15 protein-coding genes are annotated in these 17,445 nt (G+C 53.8%); 6 read left to right on the forward strand and 9 right to left on the reverse strand.

The features are described 5' to 3' along the window. The first annotated feature begins 143 nt into the window (after nt 1-143). Nucleotides 144-365 (forward strand): hypothetical protein, encoded by a 222-nt coding sequence (locus tag TH25_RS08910; RefSeq protein ID WP_114088082.1) that lies wholly within the window; start codon nt 144-146, stop codon nt 363-365. Nucleotides 366-536: 171 nt separating this feature from the next. Here the strand turns inward: TH25_RS08910 and TH25_RS08915 are convergent, their stop codons facing one another. The 8 genes from TH25_RS08915 to TH25_RS08950 all read right to left on the reverse strand — a co-directional run bounded on the left by TH25_RS08915 (nt 537) and on the right by TH25_RS08950 (nt 12,833). Beyond that, nucleotides 537-1,727 (reverse strand): MFS transporter, encoded by a 1,191-nt coding sequence (locus TH25_RS08915; RefSeq protein ID WP_258549090.1) that lies wholly within the window; start codon nt 1,725-1,727, stop codon nt 537-539. A gap of 33 nt (nt 1,728-1,760) precedes the next feature. Further along, on the reverse strand, nt 1,761-2,813 hold the full coding sequence (locus TH25_RS08920; RefSeq protein ID WP_114088083.1) for a GlxA family transcriptional regulator: 1,053 nt from the start codon (nt 2,811-2,813) through the stop codon (nt 1,761-1,763). Between the two features lie 182 nt (nt 2,814-2,995). Next, nucleotides 2,996-4,693 carry a hypothetical protein gene (locus TH25_RS08925; protein ID WP_114088084.1) on the reverse strand — a complete coding sequence of 566 codons (1,698 nt, stop codon included), beginning with the start codon at nt 4,691-4,693 and terminating at the stop codon, nt 2,996-2,998. A 266-nt stretch (nt 4,694-4,959) separates the two neighbouring features. Further along, on the reverse strand, nt 4,960-8,028 hold the full coding sequence (locus tag TH25_RS08930) for an autotransporter outer membrane beta-barrel domain-containing protein (protein ID WP_114088085.1): 3,069 nt from the start codon (nt 8,026-8,028) through the stop codon (nt 4,960-4,962). 136 nt (nt 8,029-8,164) lie between these two features. Next, complete coding sequence (locus TH25_RS08935) at nt 8,165-8,827, reverse strand: PqiC family protein (protein ID WP_114088086.1); 663 nt, start codon at nt 8,825-8,827, stop codon at nt 8,165-8,167. A 1-nt stretch (nt 8,828) separates the two neighbouring features. Continuing rightward, the gene (locus TH25_RS08940; RefSeq protein WP_114088087.1) at nt 8,829-10,514 is read right to left on the reverse strand and encodes a PqiB family protein; all 1,686 of its coding nucleotides are present in this window, start codon (nt 10,512-10,514) and stop codon (nt 8,829-8,831) included. Then, on the reverse strand, nt 10,511-11,779 hold the full coding sequence (locus TH25_RS08945; protein ID WP_114088088.1) for a paraquat-inducible protein A: 1,269 nt from the start codon (nt 11,777-11,779) through the stop codon (nt 10,511-10,513). Before TH25_RS08945 ends, TH25_RS08940 begins: the two co-directional genes overlap by 4 nt. Before the next feature lie 127 nt (nt 11,780-11,906). Next, a complete protein-coding gene (locus TH25_RS08950) occupies nt 11,907-12,833 on the reverse strand; it encodes a LysR family transcriptional regulator ArgP (RefSeq protein ID WP_114088089.1) in 927 nt (308 codons plus the stop codon). Between the two features lie 112 nt (nt 12,834-12,945). Here TH25_RS08950 and TH25_RS08955 point away from each other — a divergent pair, with 112 nt between their 5' ends. The 3 genes from TH25_RS08955 to TH25_RS08965 all read left to right on the forward strand — a co-directional run bounded on the left by TH25_RS08955 (nt 12,946) and on the right by TH25_RS08965 (nt 14,625). Next, nucleotides 12,946-13,569, forward strand: a complete 624-nt coding sequence (locus TH25_RS08955) for a LysE/ArgO family amino acid transporter (protein ID WP_114088090.1) — start codon at nt 12,946-12,948, stop codon at nt 13,567-13,569. Between the two features lie 107 nt (nt 13,570-13,676). Further along, nucleotides 13,677-14,357 (forward strand): type 1 glutamine amidotransferase domain-containing protein, encoded by a 681-nt coding sequence (locus TH25_RS08960; protein ID WP_114088091.1) that lies wholly within the window; start codon nt 13,677-13,679, stop codon nt 14,355-14,357. 67 nt (nt 14,358-14,424) lie between these two features. Further along, the gene (locus tag TH25_RS08965; protein ID WP_114088092.1) at nt 14,425-14,625 is read left to right on the forward strand and encodes a heavy-metal-associated domain-containing protein; all 201 of its coding nucleotides are present in this window, start codon (nt 14,425-14,427) and stop codon (nt 14,623-14,625) included. Nucleotides 14,626-14,697: 72 nt separating this feature from the next. Here the strand turns inward: TH25_RS08965 and TH25_RS08970 are convergent, their stop codons facing one another. After that, the gene (locus TH25_RS08970; RefSeq protein WP_114088093.1) at nt 14,698-15,900 is read right to left on the reverse strand and encodes an MFS transporter; all 1,203 of its coding nucleotides are present in this window, start codon (nt 15,898-15,900) and stop codon (nt 14,698-14,700) included. 136 nt (nt 15,901-16,036) lie between these two features. On the opposite strand from TH25_RS08970, the gene TH25_RS08975 reads away from it, so the two are divergent. Both TH25_RS08975 and TH25_RS08980 read left to right on the forward strand, forming a co-directional pair. Continuing rightward, nucleotides 16,037-16,786: an AraC family transcriptional regulator gene (locus TH25_RS08975; RefSeq protein ID WP_114088094.1), complete on the forward strand. Its 750-nt coding sequence runs from the start codon at nt 16,037-16,039 to the stop codon at nt 16,784-16,786. A gap of 96 nt (nt 16,787-16,882) precedes the next feature. After that, nucleotides 16,883-17,443, forward strand: coding sequence for an NADPH-dependent FMN reductase (locus TH25_RS08980; protein ID WP_114088095.1), 561 nt, complete (start codon nt 16,883-16,885; stop codon nt 17,441-17,443). Nucleotides 17,444-17,445 lie beyond the last annotated feature (2 nt).

Raw genomic sequence — 17,445 nt, forward strand, 5'->3', positions numbered from 1 at the left:
AAAGCCATAACAACGAACCGTTTTTGACGACTGTCTTTAAACAATCACAGAGCTGTCACGGCGCCGAAAAGAATTTCTGCCATAAAGTTGGCGTGCGGGAGAGCCACCCGCTGATGTGAAGAAGAGACACGCAGGAGCACCCGATGCGGACCGTCTATCAAAGCACTGATGACTACGGCCATGTTTTGCGCACCCTGAAACTTCAGCATGAAGACCGCACCGACCCGGTTTATCTGGGCCTGGTGATACGGGAACGCGAAGTTCTGTTTCAAACCCGCGAAAGCGCCTCCCGCGATTTTGTCCTTCAGAAAATCAAGGACTTCGTCGCATCAAACACCCCGGAATCGACCCTGCAGCCAGCATAATTGCTGGCTTTTTTATTATTTGGCCTGTTACACGCCACAGCCCCTTTTGTGGTTGGCATTTATCGAGAATCGCGCCGGGGTATTTTCATAATCCTGCAAATACCCCACAAAACTGACCCGCCGGACTATCCCCCGGCGGGCTTTTTGTTTTTATCGGCTGGTGTGATCGCCCTAACTGGATGTCTGGCGTGCCGGCCGGGTGCAGAAAACCATAATGCCAAGTCCGACCAGCACCACGGGCACCAGCCCGATATTCACCGATTCCCAACCGGCATTCACAATCAGCATCCCGGCGGCAAAGGACGCCACTGCCCCCAAAACGCCATTCGCAAGCTCCATTACCGCCTGGGCATGTCCGCGTTCCGCGGGGCTGTGCCCCTCGCCCAGCAGGGTTGTGCCTGCCAGCAACATCAGGTTCCAGCCCGTTCCCAATAACAGCGAACTGATCAGGAAATGGGATTGATCAAGCCCGGCAAGGGCAACAACGGCGCTGATCATTAAAATGACAGAGCCAAATGCCGCGACCTTTTTCGCCCCCAGTGTGTCAATCAACGGACCTGCAACAAAGGCGGGCAGAAACATACCAATGAAATGCCAGCGGATCACCTCGGAGGACTGAGCAACATCAAACCCGCAAAACTTCATTGCAAGCGGTGTTGCCGTCATGATCAGGACCATGACACCCTGCCCGATGGCGGCAATGGCAACCGCGGAGAAAATTTTGGGCCGCAATAACAAGTCGCGCATCACCGCCGCCCCATTGGGAATCCGGGCCGGTATTTCGCCCGGCTGAACCGCAGCCAGCAAAATAATCGCCAGTACCGCCATCACCACCATCACCAGATAAGCACCCAGAAACGGGATCACCAGCGCATCGCGCGCCCAAACCGCCAACTCTGGCGCGATCAATGCGGCAAGCACACCGCCGCCGGTGACATAGGCCGCCGCCCGCCCCTTATGCTGGTTTTCAACCGCTTCAAGCGCGACATAGCGATAATAGCGCGCCGATGCCTGATAAATGCCAATCGGCACCGCACCAATGCAAAACACGGTAAAGCTGCCCCACCATACCCCGAGCGAGGCGACAAGTGCGCCGATCACACCGCAAAATGCGCCGATCATCAAACCCGCCCGGCGCCCGTGCCGTTGCATGTAAATCGAGATCGGTTGCACACCGCCAAGATTGCCCAAAACGAGCAATCCCAACGGCAGGGTCGCCAGACCGGCATAAGGGGCCAATTGCACGCCTACAAGCGACGTCAGGGTAATGCCCACCATCGAACATACCCAATAGAGCGCCTGGGCGATAAACAGCAGACGCACCTGTCCATTTGTCAGTAACAGCATGTTGCCAACTTTCATTTTATATCCGGTGATTTACGTGAATAAGTGCCGTCAGTCGGCGTAAACAGGTCCATCCGCCAGCAAACCGGCCCCGAAACGGTCCGCATAATCCTGCGGGCTGATCGAAAGCTGCCGGTGAAACGCCCGTCGCATGGTTTCGGGATGGCCAAAGCCACATAAGCAGGCAACCCGGCTGATGGAAATATCCCCGCCCATCAAAAGCCCGCGCGCCGCTTCCACGCGCAGTCGCTCCACATAACGGGCCGGGGTCATGCCAAGGTCCCGGGTAAAAACCCGGGAAAATGTACGAGGCGACATTCGGGCGCGTGTCGCCAGTGCATCCAACGACAGGTCAGCCTGAAGATTACCTGGCAACCAGTCCAGCAACTCTGCCAATTGCGCCGAACCTCCTATGGCCGGGGTGAGATAGGCGCTAAACTGCGCCTGTCCACCAGGCCGCTTCAGGAACATCACCAAACGGCGTGCCACCGCCAGCGCCATTGCCCGCCCGCAATCATGTTCCAGCAAGGCCAGGGCCAGGTCGATCCCGGCAGTCACACCGGCCGAGGTAAAGATATGACCATCCCCGTCCAGCCCGTTGGGATCATAAGTATGCAGGCGATTTTCCACCAGACCAATCGCCGGATAGCTCATGCGCATCTGGTCACACCGCGACCAGTGTGTCGTCGCCAGTCGCCCATCAAGCAACCCGGCTGCCGCCAATAACAGAGCCCCCGAACATACCGACCCAACCCTGTCACATGACTGCGCCGCCATCCGAAACCAGGACACAACATCGCGCTGATCGCAAACCGCATCAATGCCATCGCCCCCAGGCACAAGGATGGTATCCATCCCGGCGGGGTCAATATCGGCCCTTGTCAGGTCGGCATACAGCTTGATGCCCGCCGATGTCATCACCGGTCCTGCCTTTTCGGCAAAGACAACAAGGTCATAAAGCGGCGGGTTGCCCTGGCGCGCCAGTTCGGCATTGGCCGAGGCAAACACCTGCAAAGGCCCGGTTACATCCAGGCTCATCACCTGATCAAAGGCATAGCAGGCGATCCTTCTTGTTGGCGATTCCTGTCGGGTTAAGCGGGTCATTGGGGGCTCCTGTGCAATTACCGCCATTGTGCCGCCAGATACTTCTGGCAACAATGACAAATACCCCACCAATCTTGCCAAAGATTAAAACCACCCCAAAAGCCCCGGCAAATAAAGAAAAACGCCCACGGCAAAACCGGGGCGTTTGGGGGCAATCCTACCTTATGGACGCATAAAAAACGCTAAAAACCACTTCGTTGCAACAGGGCGTAAAAATCGCGCAAGATGCCTTCTTTTTCCTGTGTTTCGGTCAAATCATCCACCAAACGGTCGGTGAAATTGGGTTGTCGTAAATAACCAACCACCCTTTTGCGCGCCATTGTCGCTGATTTTCCCTCGATCAAGACTCCGCTGGAACAGAATTTCACCAGCATATAGGCGCGCTGGCGCAAATGCAGTGTCGGGTTGTCAATGCGTTCAATAACCTTTTCGCGCATCAGATAGTCGGCCAGACCATTATCAAGTTTTTCACCCAAATCACGCTTCAGGTCCTCGACAAAATTGGCACGAGATACCTTTTGATACATTTGCGTCACCAGCGCCATTTTCTCGCGCGGCTTTGCCTTAGGGCCACAAAACGCGCGAAGGCCGCGCATATCGGCAACTGTTTTTCGTGTCAGCTCCGCCAATTCATCCTGGATATGGGCGGCCCGTTCGCTTTGTGTCACCTCGGACAAAAAGGCCAACCGGCGCCAGCCCGGGGCGAGACACCCGGCAATTTCCTCGACCCCCTCGCCAAAGGCACGACTGCCGCCAACATTGCGGATACGGGCCCCGCGCTCGATCAGGGCTTCCACCATCGGCTGCCCAAAAACAACACCGTCCGCGTTTAACAGCCGATCCAAAATCTGCACAAGCTGGTCGGCATCGCCGTCATGGCGCGAAAGAGAATTGGCACTTTTGAGTTCGCGGGCAACATAGTCAAACATCACAAACTGCGATTTGGGCAACAGACCGGCCGCAAATAACGGATTTAAAAGGTCCAGCACATCCTGGGCCGCCCCCCGATTGCCTTTTGCCTTGCCGAGCGCAAGATCAATATGCAACAGCACTGCATCGCCAAAACTGCGCGATGGCCCCAGCAAATCTTTCAAGGCGACCGGTGAGCCCAAAATATCGGCCACCACGTCATCGACCATCGCCCGTGCATGGTCATCTTCGGGGTCGCCCTTGACCTTCAGGGCGAAATCCAGCTTGGCAATCCAGCTGCGCGACGAGGACAATTCACGCGTTAGCGCCACCATCGTCAGAAAGTCGGTATCTTCCGCCAGGCGCAAACTTTTGATTTCGCGGCGTATCTCGGCAATGGTGGCGTCTTCAAACTGCGGCAAGTCGTACTTTTCCACCTGGCGTGCCCGGGCCGCGAGCGTGTCGATCGCACGATGCAGTTTATTGGAAGCCTCAATATGATTACCATCCGTGGTGCGCGAATGAATGGTCGCTACACGGTCAACCGCGCTTGGCAGCAATGTATCGTGATACATCAGCTTGCGCATGTTCTTGAAATTGTACATGACCTCGGTCGGGGTCAGGACTTCCTGCTCGAAATATTTGCGCAAAAGCCGGTTAATGGTGGAACGGCTTTCTACCCCCAGCAAATCCTCGTCGGTTTCGCACAAATGCGCATCTTCGATGGCTGTGACCCGAATGGGGTCATCCTCGCCACCGCCCTGTCCTTCTTTTTCCAGAAGAACCTTTTCGATGTGCCGACCATCGTCGCGTTCCCAATCGCGGATAACGCGCACGGCCGAGACTTTACCCTTCAGCAAACTCTCCGCATCGCTGATGGCTTCTTTCTCGGAATTGTAAGTGGCATGAATGATCCATCGATCATCCCGCCTGACACGCACTTCGTACGTATAGGCTGTCTTTACCGGCATAATGCTGACTGGCTCCCCAAAACTACCTGTATCGGCGAAAAACCGTGGAAAGCTGCAGTTGCATGTCCCAAATTAAGGGTATGTTCCCTCTTAAGATTAGAGTAAGCGAAGTTTAGAAGAAAAACAACCAGTCATACGTTTGGATGATTGCCTTCTAACGTGGATAAAACACGTGCAGCGCATAAAATGTTATTTCACAACATATTGGCTGCACCTTACGCAAAATGAATTATTCGGGGCAGTGTCCCGCCCCGAATTATCCTGCCTCACATATCGTAGCGTAACCGCAGCAAAGCCGCGTGCCCGGTATAGGATTTGCGCAATTCCACTTCATATCCGGCATCAATGGTAAAGCTGCCGGTTTGATACCCCACACCAATGCCAGTCGCAGACGAAAAGCGGTCGGGTTCAATACCGTCGGTCTCGAACGCGGCCCCGCCCCCCACCAGAGACGATTTCAAATGCTGCTGGTCCGCCACCACGTCATATGAAAACATCTGCGACAACTGCACCGACAAACGCCCTGTTTGAAGTGGCTGAAACGGCAGCGCAAAACGCGCCCCGATCCCCGGCGTCAATGTGTCATAGTCCTGACTGGCAACAGAACGCGAAACAGCCCCTGCCCCGGTTTCGGTATAACTTTCAATATTGGTATGGGCATATTGCAGGGATGCTACCGGCGTTAATGTTCCGGCATCAAAGGACAGCGCCTTGCCAATCAGGATTTTGCCAAATCCCTGCCAGCCGGAATAATCGGCGTTTGCCGTGCGGTTCAAAGACGGAAGTTCGCGCGAACTGTCATAATTATTCCGGGCAAAACCAACCACCCCTTCGACAAAAACGTCTTCAAAACTGTGACTGCCATAGGTCGAAAGCTGATAGCTGCTAATGTCGCTGCGATCAGATGTTTGCGTGTCACGTCCCCGCACAAAACTGCGCGAAAATGTGGCGGCAACACCGGCAACCGTTTTTTCACCCACCATCATGTCGCCACCAATGGCAAAACCGGCCCCATGACTGCGCGACCCGGCACTGCCATCTCGCGCATCCTGCTGGCCATTGGTGCCAAAACCCTGCATCCAGATACCGCTTTTGGCAGACGCGCCGCTGCTCATGATGCCAAGCGCAGGCTGAGCGTCACTTATTATCGCCGGGTTGGCGGCGGTTTCGTTCATTGCCAACGTTGCGACGGCACCGCCATCCCCGCCTTTCAGCCCGCCCCGCACGGCGGCCATGCGCCCCTCAATGGTCGAGGACACGGCCCCCAGTGTTGCGGTTGTCGCCTGAAAGGTTCCACTCGACGGTGCCGGTGTTATTTCTTTAATCGCCGCGCGAATTTTCTCTTTGGAGGACAAGCTCTGCAAGGCGCCAACCACAGAGGCCATATCGCCATTGGCCGAAGACATCAGACTTTGCAGAACCCTGCTGCCAGCCATAGGACCGGCAACATCGGCAATGGACTTAAGAGAGGCGGTTAACACCAGATCATTGCCGTCCTGACCAAGGCTCCAGTCAACCAGCGGAGACGATTGATCGAGCTTTAACGCATCAGTATTCGCCACAAGACTTGAGGACGTTACAACCTTATATGTGGCACCATCCTTGATATACCCTTGGGATTTGGGACGAAAAGTCGCGCCATCAGCCAGCGAGGCCGTTCCCGCCACCTGTAGCTGATCGAATTTTTGCGCGGTACCATTAACTCCGATTTCCAGCACAGACTCAGAACCCTGGCTATAATCGCCCGAGACGATGATATTTCGGACGGCACCATTCTCGGCGGCTTTCAGGGTGCCATTATTGGTCAGCGTCGTCGTGGTAAAACCTTTGTCGGCCTGCAAGGATGCCCCGGAATCAACAATAACCGACGTGCTCGCCTCAAAAGTGCCACGAAGAACAACCGATCCGCCATAGATGTGCGATGTCTCGAAACCGGAAATATTATCATCGAAGGTGAACTGACCCGATCCGGTTTTGAAAAAATCAATGCTGTCAGTACCTTCACCGCCCAGAATGTCGCCACCGGAAATCGTCCCGCCATTGATGGTCACGGAATCATCACCCGCCCCCATATCAACGGCAAAGGTTGAACCGGTCCCGGCCTTGATCACACCACTATTGACCAATGTGTCTGAGAAAACCCCGACCAGTTTGAGGGCATAAAGTTTCTGCCCCTCGATCGTTCCGGCGTTATTGATTGTCGTACTTGCTATCGCCGTGCCGTCGTCACCATTGTCAATCTGGATGCCGGAATGAAACCCACGAATAACCCCGCCTTCATGGTTGATTATGGTCCCGCCGCCTGCGGCAATACCTTCGGAATGATTGTCCTGGCCACCTTTTTTGCCTGTCGCCCCGGTTCCCTGGATCAGACCATAATTTTCAATATCGGCATTCTGGTCGATATCCACCCCATCACCATCAACGCCGTAATTATCGGGATCATCCTTATCATCCGGATCCCCCATATAGCTACCATCCCAGGCTCCGGTGATGGTGCCATAATTGATAACCTTGCCGTTATCATCCATCCCAACACCAGACCCGGCCCGGCCAATAATGGTGGCCCCTTTTTCGTTGGTGACGGTGACCGTATGATTTCCTAATGTACTAATGTCTGAAAGGTTATCTTTACTGTCGCCCCCGGAAATACCGTGCTTGCCACCGCTGATCAACCCGCCGGTATGGTTGACGATCACGGAATTGGTATTGTCTTTTTTACCTGTATCAATCCCGTGTCCGTCGCCCGTCGTTTCCGAAATTATAGTGCCGTAATTATCCACGCGGGAAGCAATGCCGGTTTTGACAGCATCCGAATCTGTTGCCGATATTATGGCGCCGGCACGGTTCGTCAGGGTAACACCATAACTATCTGCCAGATCCAGCCCCTGTCCGCCGTCAGATTTGATCGTGCCAGAATTATCAATCGTAATGGTGCTGTTACTTTTATTCTTGTCAAACTTGACCGCGTCTTCCTTGTCTGACTTGATCGTGGCACCTGCCCGATTGATCAGTTCAATGATGCGCACCTGTTTTTTCGCACTTTTGGCAAGAATAGCACGTTCGTCAGCAGATTGAATGGTTCCGGAGTTGTCAATTTTAACCCCGGTTGCATCACTGTCTTCATCAAACAGGATCGCTTCGTTGTCTTTACCAGCTGTAGATAAAACGGCACCTGTACCAATCTTGACCTGATCAGTTCCCGACACGATTTTTTGAGACGTATCGGTCGTATTTGCCGGAATATTAACGTCCGCAGCAATCGCCAAAACAGGCGAGGCAATGCTCAAGATCCCGCCGATGGCAACACAATTTAACAAATTGAATTTTTTCATTTCCCCCAAGCCCCATCAAAGTATTGATGACGCACGGGATAGCATTATCTTTTGAAAAGACGGATGACTGTTCTGTGAAACTGTCATTTCGCAGAAAAGTTGTCTTCTCTTTACGTTTTAATCGCAGAATTATTTGTCAGGATGACACAAAAGAAAGTGAAATCTCGTCAGCCAACTTTCCCAACAATTGGCTCATGGCGGCAACAATATCCGCGCTACTGGCAGAGGCCGGTTTAATTCTTTGATCAAACCGGTGGGAAAGCACAATTTGCCCGCTGGAAAAATCAATAATCTTCCATTGTGCATTCAATCGAACAGTCCGGTCAGGCTGGGCTTCAAAATTATCCACATCAACCGCAATTTGCCAGTTCACACCATCCCGGCTGTTCCAGGGAAAGGTCTCGATCCGTTTCGGGGTCAAGCGTGTTTGCAAATCCTGGGTCAATATCCGCCGGGTTGTTTCATCAAGCGGCTCGGCCCATTTATCATTTTCGCGCAAATAAAGCTCGTTGGGGCCGGTCCGCAAAACAAGCTGGGCGCGATCCAAATGCGAGGGCAGCGAGATCGGCCCCACCCCCAATACCGCATTCACCACGCCTGAAGGCATGGACTGCGTTGGCGCAACCGACGACAAAACAAAATAGCGCCCGGCTTCCGGGGTACTGCACGCCGCCAGCAAAGCCGCCATTCCCGCAACGGCACCAACCTGGCAGATCCGTTTCAGTCCAGCACCGGAACGACCAGCAACCTGTCTCTTCAGAATATGGCTCACTTTGCGTTTACCAGATACAAAAGCCATCTTATTCCTCCTGATTGCCGGATTTGCCCAGGATCAGGGCGTTGGGATTTTGTTCCAGATAATCTGCCAGCGTGCGCACCGAACGGGCAGCCGTCGAAATTTCCTTGAGCGATTCCTCAAGATTATATCTGACCGGCGAATTCGGGGCCGTCATATCGCGCAAATCCGTCAAAGTCTTGCGGGCTTCATCCAATGCCTGTTCAGTTGCTGGCAAAACACTGGCATCTAGGTGCGATACAAGTTGGTTAATACCGTCGCTGGCCTGCTGGATGCTCTTGATGCTTTGTTTAAGCTCTGGCGAGGTCACAAGATTTTCCATCCCCTCCACCGTGCCCAGAACCCGCATCCCGATTTGTTCGATCGGCACCGTTTCAACCTTGGCCAGCAGGGACTGGAGGGAGTCCGTAATCTCATCAATCTGATTGGGGAGTGTCGGCAGTTCCTGGAGACCGTTACCGCCAGTGTCATCACCCAGATATCGTGCTGGCGCCAGCGGATACATGTCCATATCCACATACAGCTGACCAGTCAGAAAGCTGCTGGTTTTAAGACGCGCCCGTAGGCCATGTTCGATCAGTTGATCCAGAACGGCCTTGTATTCAGCGGCACTTTTAGGTTTGGCACCCACTGTCTGAATACGCTCCGGCTCCACCGTTATTTCAACGGGTGCGCGAAAGATGCCTTTATCGCTGAGATATTCAAGATTGACACTATCAACGGTTCCAACGCGAATACCGCGAAACTCGACCGGTGCATCCGCCGAAAGACCACGAACCGACCCTTCAAAATATAAAATGAACTTTTGAGTATAGCCCTGAACCAGGCTTTCGGCCTGTTTGCGGTTTTGATAGAGCGTAAACACCGTATTGGACTTCGCAGGTGCCGCTGTTTCATTGCCCGGTGGGGTCATAAAATTAATCCCGCCCTGGATAACCGACCGGATCGATTGCGCATGTATCGATACCCCTTGGGCATTCAAATCCACACTGACACCGCTTGAATCCCAAAACCGGCTATCATTCGTCACCAGTTTGTCGTAAGGCGCCTTGATGAAAATCGGGATCGAGACCTTCTGGGCGGCAGCATCAAGCGATGTATCAAGAACCTCGCCCACAGACACCCCATGCAGCAAAATAGGCGCGCCCGAACTGATCGACCCCAGTTCATTGGCTGTCAGGACAAATCGGGTCCCATCGCTGCCATCGGCAATAAGTTGTGGTTCTTCCGATCCCACAAATTCTTTGGCCGGTTTGCCCTCTTTGCTTGGCACAATTTCGATATAGGCCCCGGTTACAATCGTTTCGAGACCGGAAATCCCGCGCGAGGAAACCCGTGGACGCACCACCCAGAACCTGGTTTTATCGGTCAGGTAATCTTCAACCGTTGCATTCATCTGCAGGACCAGCACAACATTGCTGAAATCATCCGACAGATTGATCTCCTTGACCAGGCCAACATCGACATCACGATAGCGCACCGCCGTCTTGCCTGCGGTCAATCCTTCGGCCGACTGGAATGTCACCGTAATTTCAGGTCCCTTCGATGCCACCTCGCGCCATAAAAGCCAGCCACCAATAACAACCGCCACCAGCGGCACCAGCCAGATAAGTGACAGGTTTTGCAATCCGCGCCGGATTTCGGGTTTTTGCGGCTCTGATTGCCCCCGGTTCTGGTTGTCATCGCTCATGATGGCGTCCCTTGTTGCATTTTCAGTATCGCGCGATCCCAGATCAGGCGTGGATCAAACGCCATCGCGGAAAGCATCGTTAAAATAACCACGGCACAAAATGCCACTGCCCCGAACCCCGGCACAACGGTAGCAATATTCCCCAGTTTTACCAAGGCTGCCAAAATCGACACCATGAACACGTCAATCATCGACCAGCGGCCAATCAGTTCGGTAATGCGATAAATCCGCGTGCGCTGGCGCAAGGGCCCGGCAACGCCCATACCTGCCGCAGTATAAACCCAGGCCAGGACCACCAGTTTAAAAACCGGCACCACAATACTGGCGCAAAATACCACCATCGCAATCGGCCATTCCCCGGCATCGATCAGTGCACTTACCCCTGAAAGGATGGTATCGGCCTCGGTACTGCCCAGCATGGTGACGCTCATGATCGGGAAAACATTGGCCGGAATATAAAAAACCGCCGCACTGATCAAAAAGGCCCAGGCATGCGAAAGGCTGCGCGGTTTTCGATGATGCACAACCGACCCGCAACACGGGCATTTGGCATGTGGTTGATGTGCGGCATCGCCGGTTAGAACATAGGCACAAACCTCGCAGGTGGCCCAACGTGGTTCATCCTGTTCGGCGGCAATATCGTCGGTGGTCGGGTATTTCAGCCCCTTGGGAGCCAGTTTGCGCCACACCTCGCGCGGGTCAAGCTGCGCACTCATCAGCAGGGTTGTGGGAATAAGGATGCACACCGCATAAAAGGCGGGCCCGGCAATCACATCGGCAAAGTCGCTCAGCTTGGTTAATGCCACCAGCAGACCGATCAAAAAAACATCAAGCATCGACCAGGGCCGAACCACTGCCAAAACACGCCATACCTTGCGAATGGCCGGAAAACTGAAGCCGAAACGCAAAGGCAACAACACATAAATATAGGCCAGAATCAGCAGCAAAGGCGCTGCTATCGAGGTTAACCCCACCATGAAAGCCAGAAAGGCGAAGCCTTCATTCCAAAACGTGATCATCCCTGATGACAGCGTATTGGTCTCGCTCCGGCCTTCCATGCTGAACTGCAAAATCGGAAATGAATTGGCCAGAACGAACAATACCAAGGCGGCAAAGGCAAAGGCCAACGACCGTTCAATACTGTTATTCTGGCTTTGATACAGCGGAGAACCACACCGTGCGCACCGTGCGACATGTCCGGTGGGAATTTCTTCTTCTACGTGAAGATAGTCACAATGATCACAGGCAATCAGCCGGTGCGACATTTATGAAATTCTCTCTGCTGTGACAGACGCGAATTGTCATTATCAACGACAATCAGGAAGTAAGAAGTAAAATTTCCTTTATGTCAAACGATGTGCATAGCATCTTATTCCCGACTGGGAAATATATTTACTGATATTTTTCAGCAAGATGCCGCTTTGTTGACGGCTGGCGTAAAAAACGGCGGGCCTCGTCGCACACAATATCGGTCACACGCGACAAAAGCCTGCTTTCCATATTCCAGTGATGCCAAAATAATGGCCTTTCAATGACATGCGGGCACGGCTGCACCAAACGCCCTGCCGCAAGCCCGGCCTCGGCCTGATGTTCCTCGACCACGGCATAGGCGATGCCCTGTTCTGCCATTGCAACAAACCCTTGCGAACTGGGCATGGTATGGGCTGGAAACTCGCCGGGTTCAAGACCGAAGAAACGATAGAAAAACAGGTTTTGCAATTCGTCATGTTCGGAAAAATTAACTGCCGGACAGGCACGCAACGCATCTGCCGTAACCCCGTTTGGGAAAAAACGTGCGGCAAAACCCGGTGACACAACCATGATATAGCGCATGGACCCAAGCGCGCGCAGCTTGCAGCCCTGCACCGGAATATCGCGTGTGCCAACCGCGCCCAAAACCCGACCGGTTTGTAATAAATTATGGGTCAAGACTTCATCTTGTACTTTTAAATCCGACAGCAAGCTCAATTCATCAAACAGTTTTTTGGGCACGTCCTGAAACCAGGTTGCCAAACTGTCGGCATTTACCGCGAGGGCAATATGCCCATATCCGCCCCCTTCCACCACATCGGGCACATCATCGCGCAATTCCTGTTCAAGCAAATGCACACGCTGATAATGTTGCAACAGGCGTTCGCCCGGCTGTGTTGGCGAAATGGGTTTGGTCCGCATGATCAGCGGCTGGCCGATCCGGTCTTCCAGCAGCTTGACGCGTTGCGACACGGCCGACTGTGTCAACCCCAGCGCCCTTGCCGCCTTTTCAAAACTGCCGTGCCGGATCACCTCGGCACAGGCCTGCAGCAATTTGTAATCGATCATCTATCAGCATCATTTTTTCTAATGAAGCATCAGTATAATTCGATTTTCTTATTTTCCAAACTTGTTATCACCGGTGCAAACAACGATGACATGAACATACTGGATTTTGAAAATGCTTCTGCCCTATGCAACCGGCCTGGGACTTGGTGCCAGCGCCATTATCGCAATTGGCGCGCAAAATGCCTTTGTATTGTCGCAAGGATTGCGGCGCAATTACCCGGTCATGATCGCGCTGGTCTGCGCGCTATGCGATGCCTTACTGATTACCGCCGGTGTCGCTGGTCTTGGCACCCTTGTTGCCACCTACCCGCCACTAACAAAAGTTGCGGCCTGGGGCGGCGGTGCCTTTCTGATCTGGTATGGATGTTCTGCCTTTATCCGGGTTTTCCAGGATGAAAAACTGACAGAAAACGCCAATTCAACCAAAGGCTGGCGCGCCATTCTGACGGCAACACTGGCAATAACGCTGTTAAACCCACATGTCTATATCGATACTGTCGTTGTTCTGGGCGGCATTGGCGGGCAATTTCCCTCAAGCGAACGCTTCGCCTTTGCCCTTGGCGCAATCAGCGCAAGTTTCATCTGGTTTTTTACCATTGCCCTTGGCGCTGCCTGGCTGGCCCCTTATATCGCCCGACCCATCACCTGGAAAATTATTGATATCGTGACCGCAGGCGTAATGTGGATGGTGGCCTGGCACCTGTTGGCACCCGAAATTCGCTTTTTGCTGTCATAAAAACGTTCACATCATTACTGTGAACTTTCCGGCATTGTCTGCACTGGCGTATCGCAAACATCCTCCTTATGTATCGGCGACAAATTATGCCAAGGAGTTTACAGACTATGCGTATTTTAATGGTCATGACATCGCACGATCAAATGGGGGACACCGGCCACAAGACCGGCATCTGGCTGGAAGAATTCGCCGCCCCCTATTATCGCTTTATCGATGGTGGTGCGACCGTCACACTGGCATCCCCCAAGGGTGGACAACCGCCAATTGACCCCAACAGCCAGGCTGACGATGCCCTGACGGATGCCACCAAACGCTTTGAAGGGGACACAGCCGCGCAACAGGCCTTTGCCTCGACGGTTAAACTTCAGGGCCTGAAAGCCGACGATTTTGATGCCCTTTTCTTCCCCGGTGGTCATGGCCCGCTATGGGACCTGGCAACTGACGCTGATTCCATTGCCCTGATCGAAGCCTTCGTCGCCCAGGACAAACCGGTCGGTGCCGTGTGTCATGGTCCGGCAGCCTTGGTCAATGCCAAAGCCGCCAATGGGGATCCGCTGGTCAAAGGCCGGGAAGTAACCGGTTTTACCGATGAAGAGGAAAAGGCCGTCGGGCTGGAAGCGGTTGTGCCACTTTCGATCGAGCAGGAATTCAAAAAAGCTGGCAGCAGCTATAAAAAAGGCGCCAACTGGGCTCCGTTTGCCGTAACCGATGGCAAACTTGTCACCGGACAAAACCCGGCCTCAAGCGAACTTGCGGCAAATGCCACCATGAAATTGCTGGCCTCCTGAAAATGGCTTGACCTTCCATCTACTGGAGGGTTCAAACTGCTGCCAGACAAACGGATGGAGAAATGCCATGCTGAAACTTAAAGTCGAAGAAATGAGCTGCGGCCACTGTGTCAAAGCTGTCACCGAAGCCGCCAGCAGCGTCAATGACGTTGAAAAGGTTGAGGTTGACCTGGCTGGTGGTCTGGTTACGGTTTCGGGTCATCCCGATAGTGCGGCTGTTATTGCCGCCCTGGATGAAGCAGGCTACCCCGCCCAACAGGTTGGCTAAATCAGCACCGCAATCCGGACACAAAGGCCGCCAGGCAAATGTCAGGCGGCCTTTTTCATATCCCTCGTCAAATTACGCAGTTTCACGCTCAATATCCGGCAGCAACGCCGCCAAAAAGCCGATTGCCGGGAAAAAGGCACAAAGCTGATAGACAAAATAGATGCTGGTTGCATCGGCCAGCACGCCCAGCAATGCTGCGGCAATCCCGCCCATGCCAAATGCCAGACCAAAAAACAGCCCGGAAATCATGCCAATCCGGCCTGGCACCAGTTCCTGGGCATAGACAACAATGGCAGAAAAGGCCGATGAAATAACAAAGCCGATAATCACGCTTAGAATGATGGTTATGCCAATCCCGACATAAGGCAAAAACAGCGCAAAGGGCAATGTGCCGGCAATGGAAACCCAAATCACCTTTTTACGGCCAATCCGGTCGCGAATCGGCCCGCCAATCAGGGTTCCCGCCGCAACGGCCGCCAAAAAGACAAACAGGTAAATCTGCGATTGTCCTTCTGTCAGGGTAAAACGGTCCATCAGGTAAAACACATAATAACTGGTAAAACTTGCCAGATAGAACCATTTTGAAAGCATCAGGCAAAACAGCACCGTTAGCGCGCGTGATACCTGTGACCGGTTTAAATGGGAATGCGCCACGGGGGCCTTGCGGGCGGACGGTTTGGCATGTCCCTGCAACTTGTACCAGTTGCCCAACCCGGCCAAAATCACCATGCCGCCCAGGGCAACCACGGCAAACCAGGCCAGGCTTTTTTGCCCGTGAGGCAAAACAACAAACGCCACCAATAATGGCCCAATCGCCGAGCCGACATTGCCGCCCACCTGAAAAATCGACTGCGCCAGACCATGCGCCCCGCCGGACGCCAGACGCGCCAAGCGCGAGGATTCCGGATGAAAAATCGACGACCCCATACCCAAAAGCGCACTGCCACATAACAGCATGACAAAATTGCTGGCATAGGCCAAAACCAGAAGCCCCAACAGCGACACCCCCATGCCAAATGACAGGGAATAGGGTTTAGGATTGCGGTCCGTATAGCTGCCGACCAGCGGTTGCAAAACAGATGCCGTGACCTGATAGGTAAGCGTCAGGAAACCAAGCTGCGCATAACCAAGGTCAAACCCGCCCTTGAAAATCGGATACGCCGCCGTAAAAAGCGACTGGATCATGTCATTGAGCAAATGACAAAAACTGGCGGCCCCCAAAACCGGGAAAACCGCCTTGCTGGTTCGTCGTTGGGCAATGGCAGCATTATTCATGTAGTGACCCTGTATGTGCCTGTTGTTTGGCGAAAGTGCCGGTATATCTGACATCATTCTAAATGCCTCGACACCGGCCCACCACCACGATAGGGTCAATCACTTATGCAACTGGGCCAAATGCACAGGATCTGGAATGTCGTCATACCCGGATGTTGACCGGCCTGTCATTGGCCTTGGCGTTAATTATGCGGATGGCGATGTCATCGCCCCGCACCATCATGACCGCGACCAGCTTTTATATGGCATGACGGGGTTGGTGATTGTGTCCACCAGCCAGGGTGTCTGGATGATGCCGCCCCAACGTGGCATGTGGATCCCGGCGGGCACCGTGCATGAAGTCCGCATGATCGGCAAAGTTGCGGTGCGCACCCTGTATCTTAGCCCTGACCCGGCCCGCAATATGCCCATGCAGTGCCAGGTTGTCAGCATTTCGCCATTAATGCGCAGCCTGCTGTCAGAGGCTGTCTGCATTCCGGCCGACTATGATCCCGACGGGCGCGACGGTGCGTTAATGACATTGATCGACCATGAAATTCGCACCATGCCCGGGGTGCCGCTTTCGCTGCCCTTGCCGGACCATCCGGCCTTGTCCCGGCGCTGTCAGATTTTTATGCGTGCACCAAGCGCGCATGACACAATTGATCACTGGTGCCATGATCTGGGTATGAGCCGCCGCAGCTTCACCCGCCTGTTTCGCAGTGAAACCGGGCTTAGTTTTATCGAATGGCGCCAACAGGCCTGCACACTGGCCGCCCTGCCCCGGCTGGCGGCGGGTGATGCCGTTACCACCATTGCGCTTGACCTTGGCTATGACAATCCTGCGGCCTTTACCAGCATGTTCAAACGGATATTGGGGGCATCACCGCGCGATTATCGTCCGTGATAGTGACCAATAACATCATTGGTGATGGCGCTGCGAGACTGCTAAATTGTTGTTCGACATCCATTAAGCATCAAACAGCCAATAAACAGGAATGAAATGCCTGCATCACATGCCAACGTGCTGGCCATTTGCGGCAGCCTGCGTCAAGCCTCCATCAATCGGACACTTCTGCAAGCCGCCCAAAAACTGGCCCCGGAAACCGGCCTTGCCATTACACTGTTTGAAGGATTGGGCACCCTGCCCATCTTCAACCCCGATGATGAAGGCCGTGAACCGCAAAACGTGCTGGATTTCAAAAACCAGCTAAAGCGCGCAGATGGCGTGCTGGTCGCCAGCCCGGAATATGCCCACGGCGTCACAGGCGCAATCAAAAATGCGCTGGACTGGACGGTTGCGAGCGGAGAATTCATGTCGATGCCGGTTGTCGCCTTAAACGCATCGGGGCGCGCCACCATCGCCCAGGCGGCATTGATTGACACCATCGGCACGATGGATGCGATCATCCTGCATGATGCCTGCGTAACAATCGCCCTGAATGGCAAAAACTATGCAACAGACGATATCCTGGCCGATGAAACTACCCGGCACCCATTGCAACAGGCCTTAACCATGCTGGCCGCCGCCATCGCGCAAAAACAGGACGGAAATGCCGCCTGAAC

It is taken from the genome of Thalassospira profundimaris (assembly GCF_003326755.1).
Lineage (GTDB): Bacteria > Pseudomonadota > Alphaproteobacteria > Rhodospirillales > Thalassospiraceae > Thalassospira > Thalassospira profundimaris_B.

Excerpts from the sequence above, each read along its gene's own strand:
- TH25_RS08910 (WP_114088082.1), top strand. The coding sequence starts at position 144 with ATGCGGACCGTCTATCAAAGCACTGATGACTACGGCCATGTTTTGCGC.
- TH25_RS08915 (WP_258549090.1), bottom strand. The coding sequence starts at position 1,727 with ATGAAAGTTGGCAACATGCTGTTACTGACAAATGGACAGGTGCGTCTG.
- TH25_RS08920 (WP_114088083.1), bottom strand. The coding sequence starts at position 2,813 with ATGACCCGCTTAACCCGACAGGAATCGCCAACAAGAAGGATCGCCTGC.
- TH25_RS08925 (WP_114088084.1), bottom strand. The coding sequence starts at position 4,693 with ATGCCGGTAAAGACAGCCTATACGTACGAAGTGCGTGTCAGGCGGGAT.
- TH25_RS08930 (WP_114088085.1), bottom strand. The coding sequence starts at position 8,028 with ATGAAAAAATTCAATTTGTTAAATTGTGTTGCCATCGGCGGGATCTTG.
- TH25_RS08935 (WP_114088086.1), bottom strand. The coding sequence starts at position 8,827 with ATGGCTTTTGTATCTGGTAAACGCAAAGTGAGCCATATTCTGAAGAGA.
- TH25_RS08940 (WP_114088087.1), bottom strand. The coding sequence starts at position 10,514 with ATGAGCGATGACAACCAGAACCGGGGGCAATCAGAGCCGCAAAAACCC.
- TH25_RS08945 (WP_114088088.1), bottom strand. The coding sequence starts at position 11,779 with ATGTCGCACCGGCTGATTGCCTGTGATCATTGTGACTATCTTCACGTA.
- TH25_RS08950 (WP_114088089.1), bottom strand. The coding sequence starts at position 12,833 with ATGATCGATTACAAATTGCTGCAGGCCTGTGCCGAGGTGATCCGGCAC.
- TH25_RS08955 (WP_114088090.1), top strand. The coding sequence starts at position 12,946 with ATGCTTCTGCCCTATGCAACCGGCCTGGGACTTGGTGCCAGCGCCATT.
- TH25_RS08960 (WP_114088091.1), top strand. The coding sequence starts at position 13,677 with ATGCGTATTTTAATGGTCATGACATCGCACGATCAAATGGGGGACACC.
- TH25_RS08965 (WP_114088092.1), top strand. The coding sequence starts at position 14,425 with ATGCTGAAACTTAAAGTCGAAGAAATGAGCTGCGGCCACTGTGTCAAA.
- TH25_RS08970 (WP_114088093.1), bottom strand. The coding sequence starts at position 15,900 with ATGAATAATGCTGCCATTGCCCAACGACGAACCAGCAAGGCGGTTTTC.
- TH25_RS08975 (WP_114088094.1), top strand. The coding sequence starts at position 16,037 with ATGTCGTCATACCCGGATGTTGACCGGCCTGTCATTGGCCTTGGCGTT.
- TH25_RS08980 (WP_114088095.1), top strand. The coding sequence starts at position 16,883 with ATGCCTGCATCACATGCCAACGTGCTGGCCATTTGCGGCAGCCTGCGT.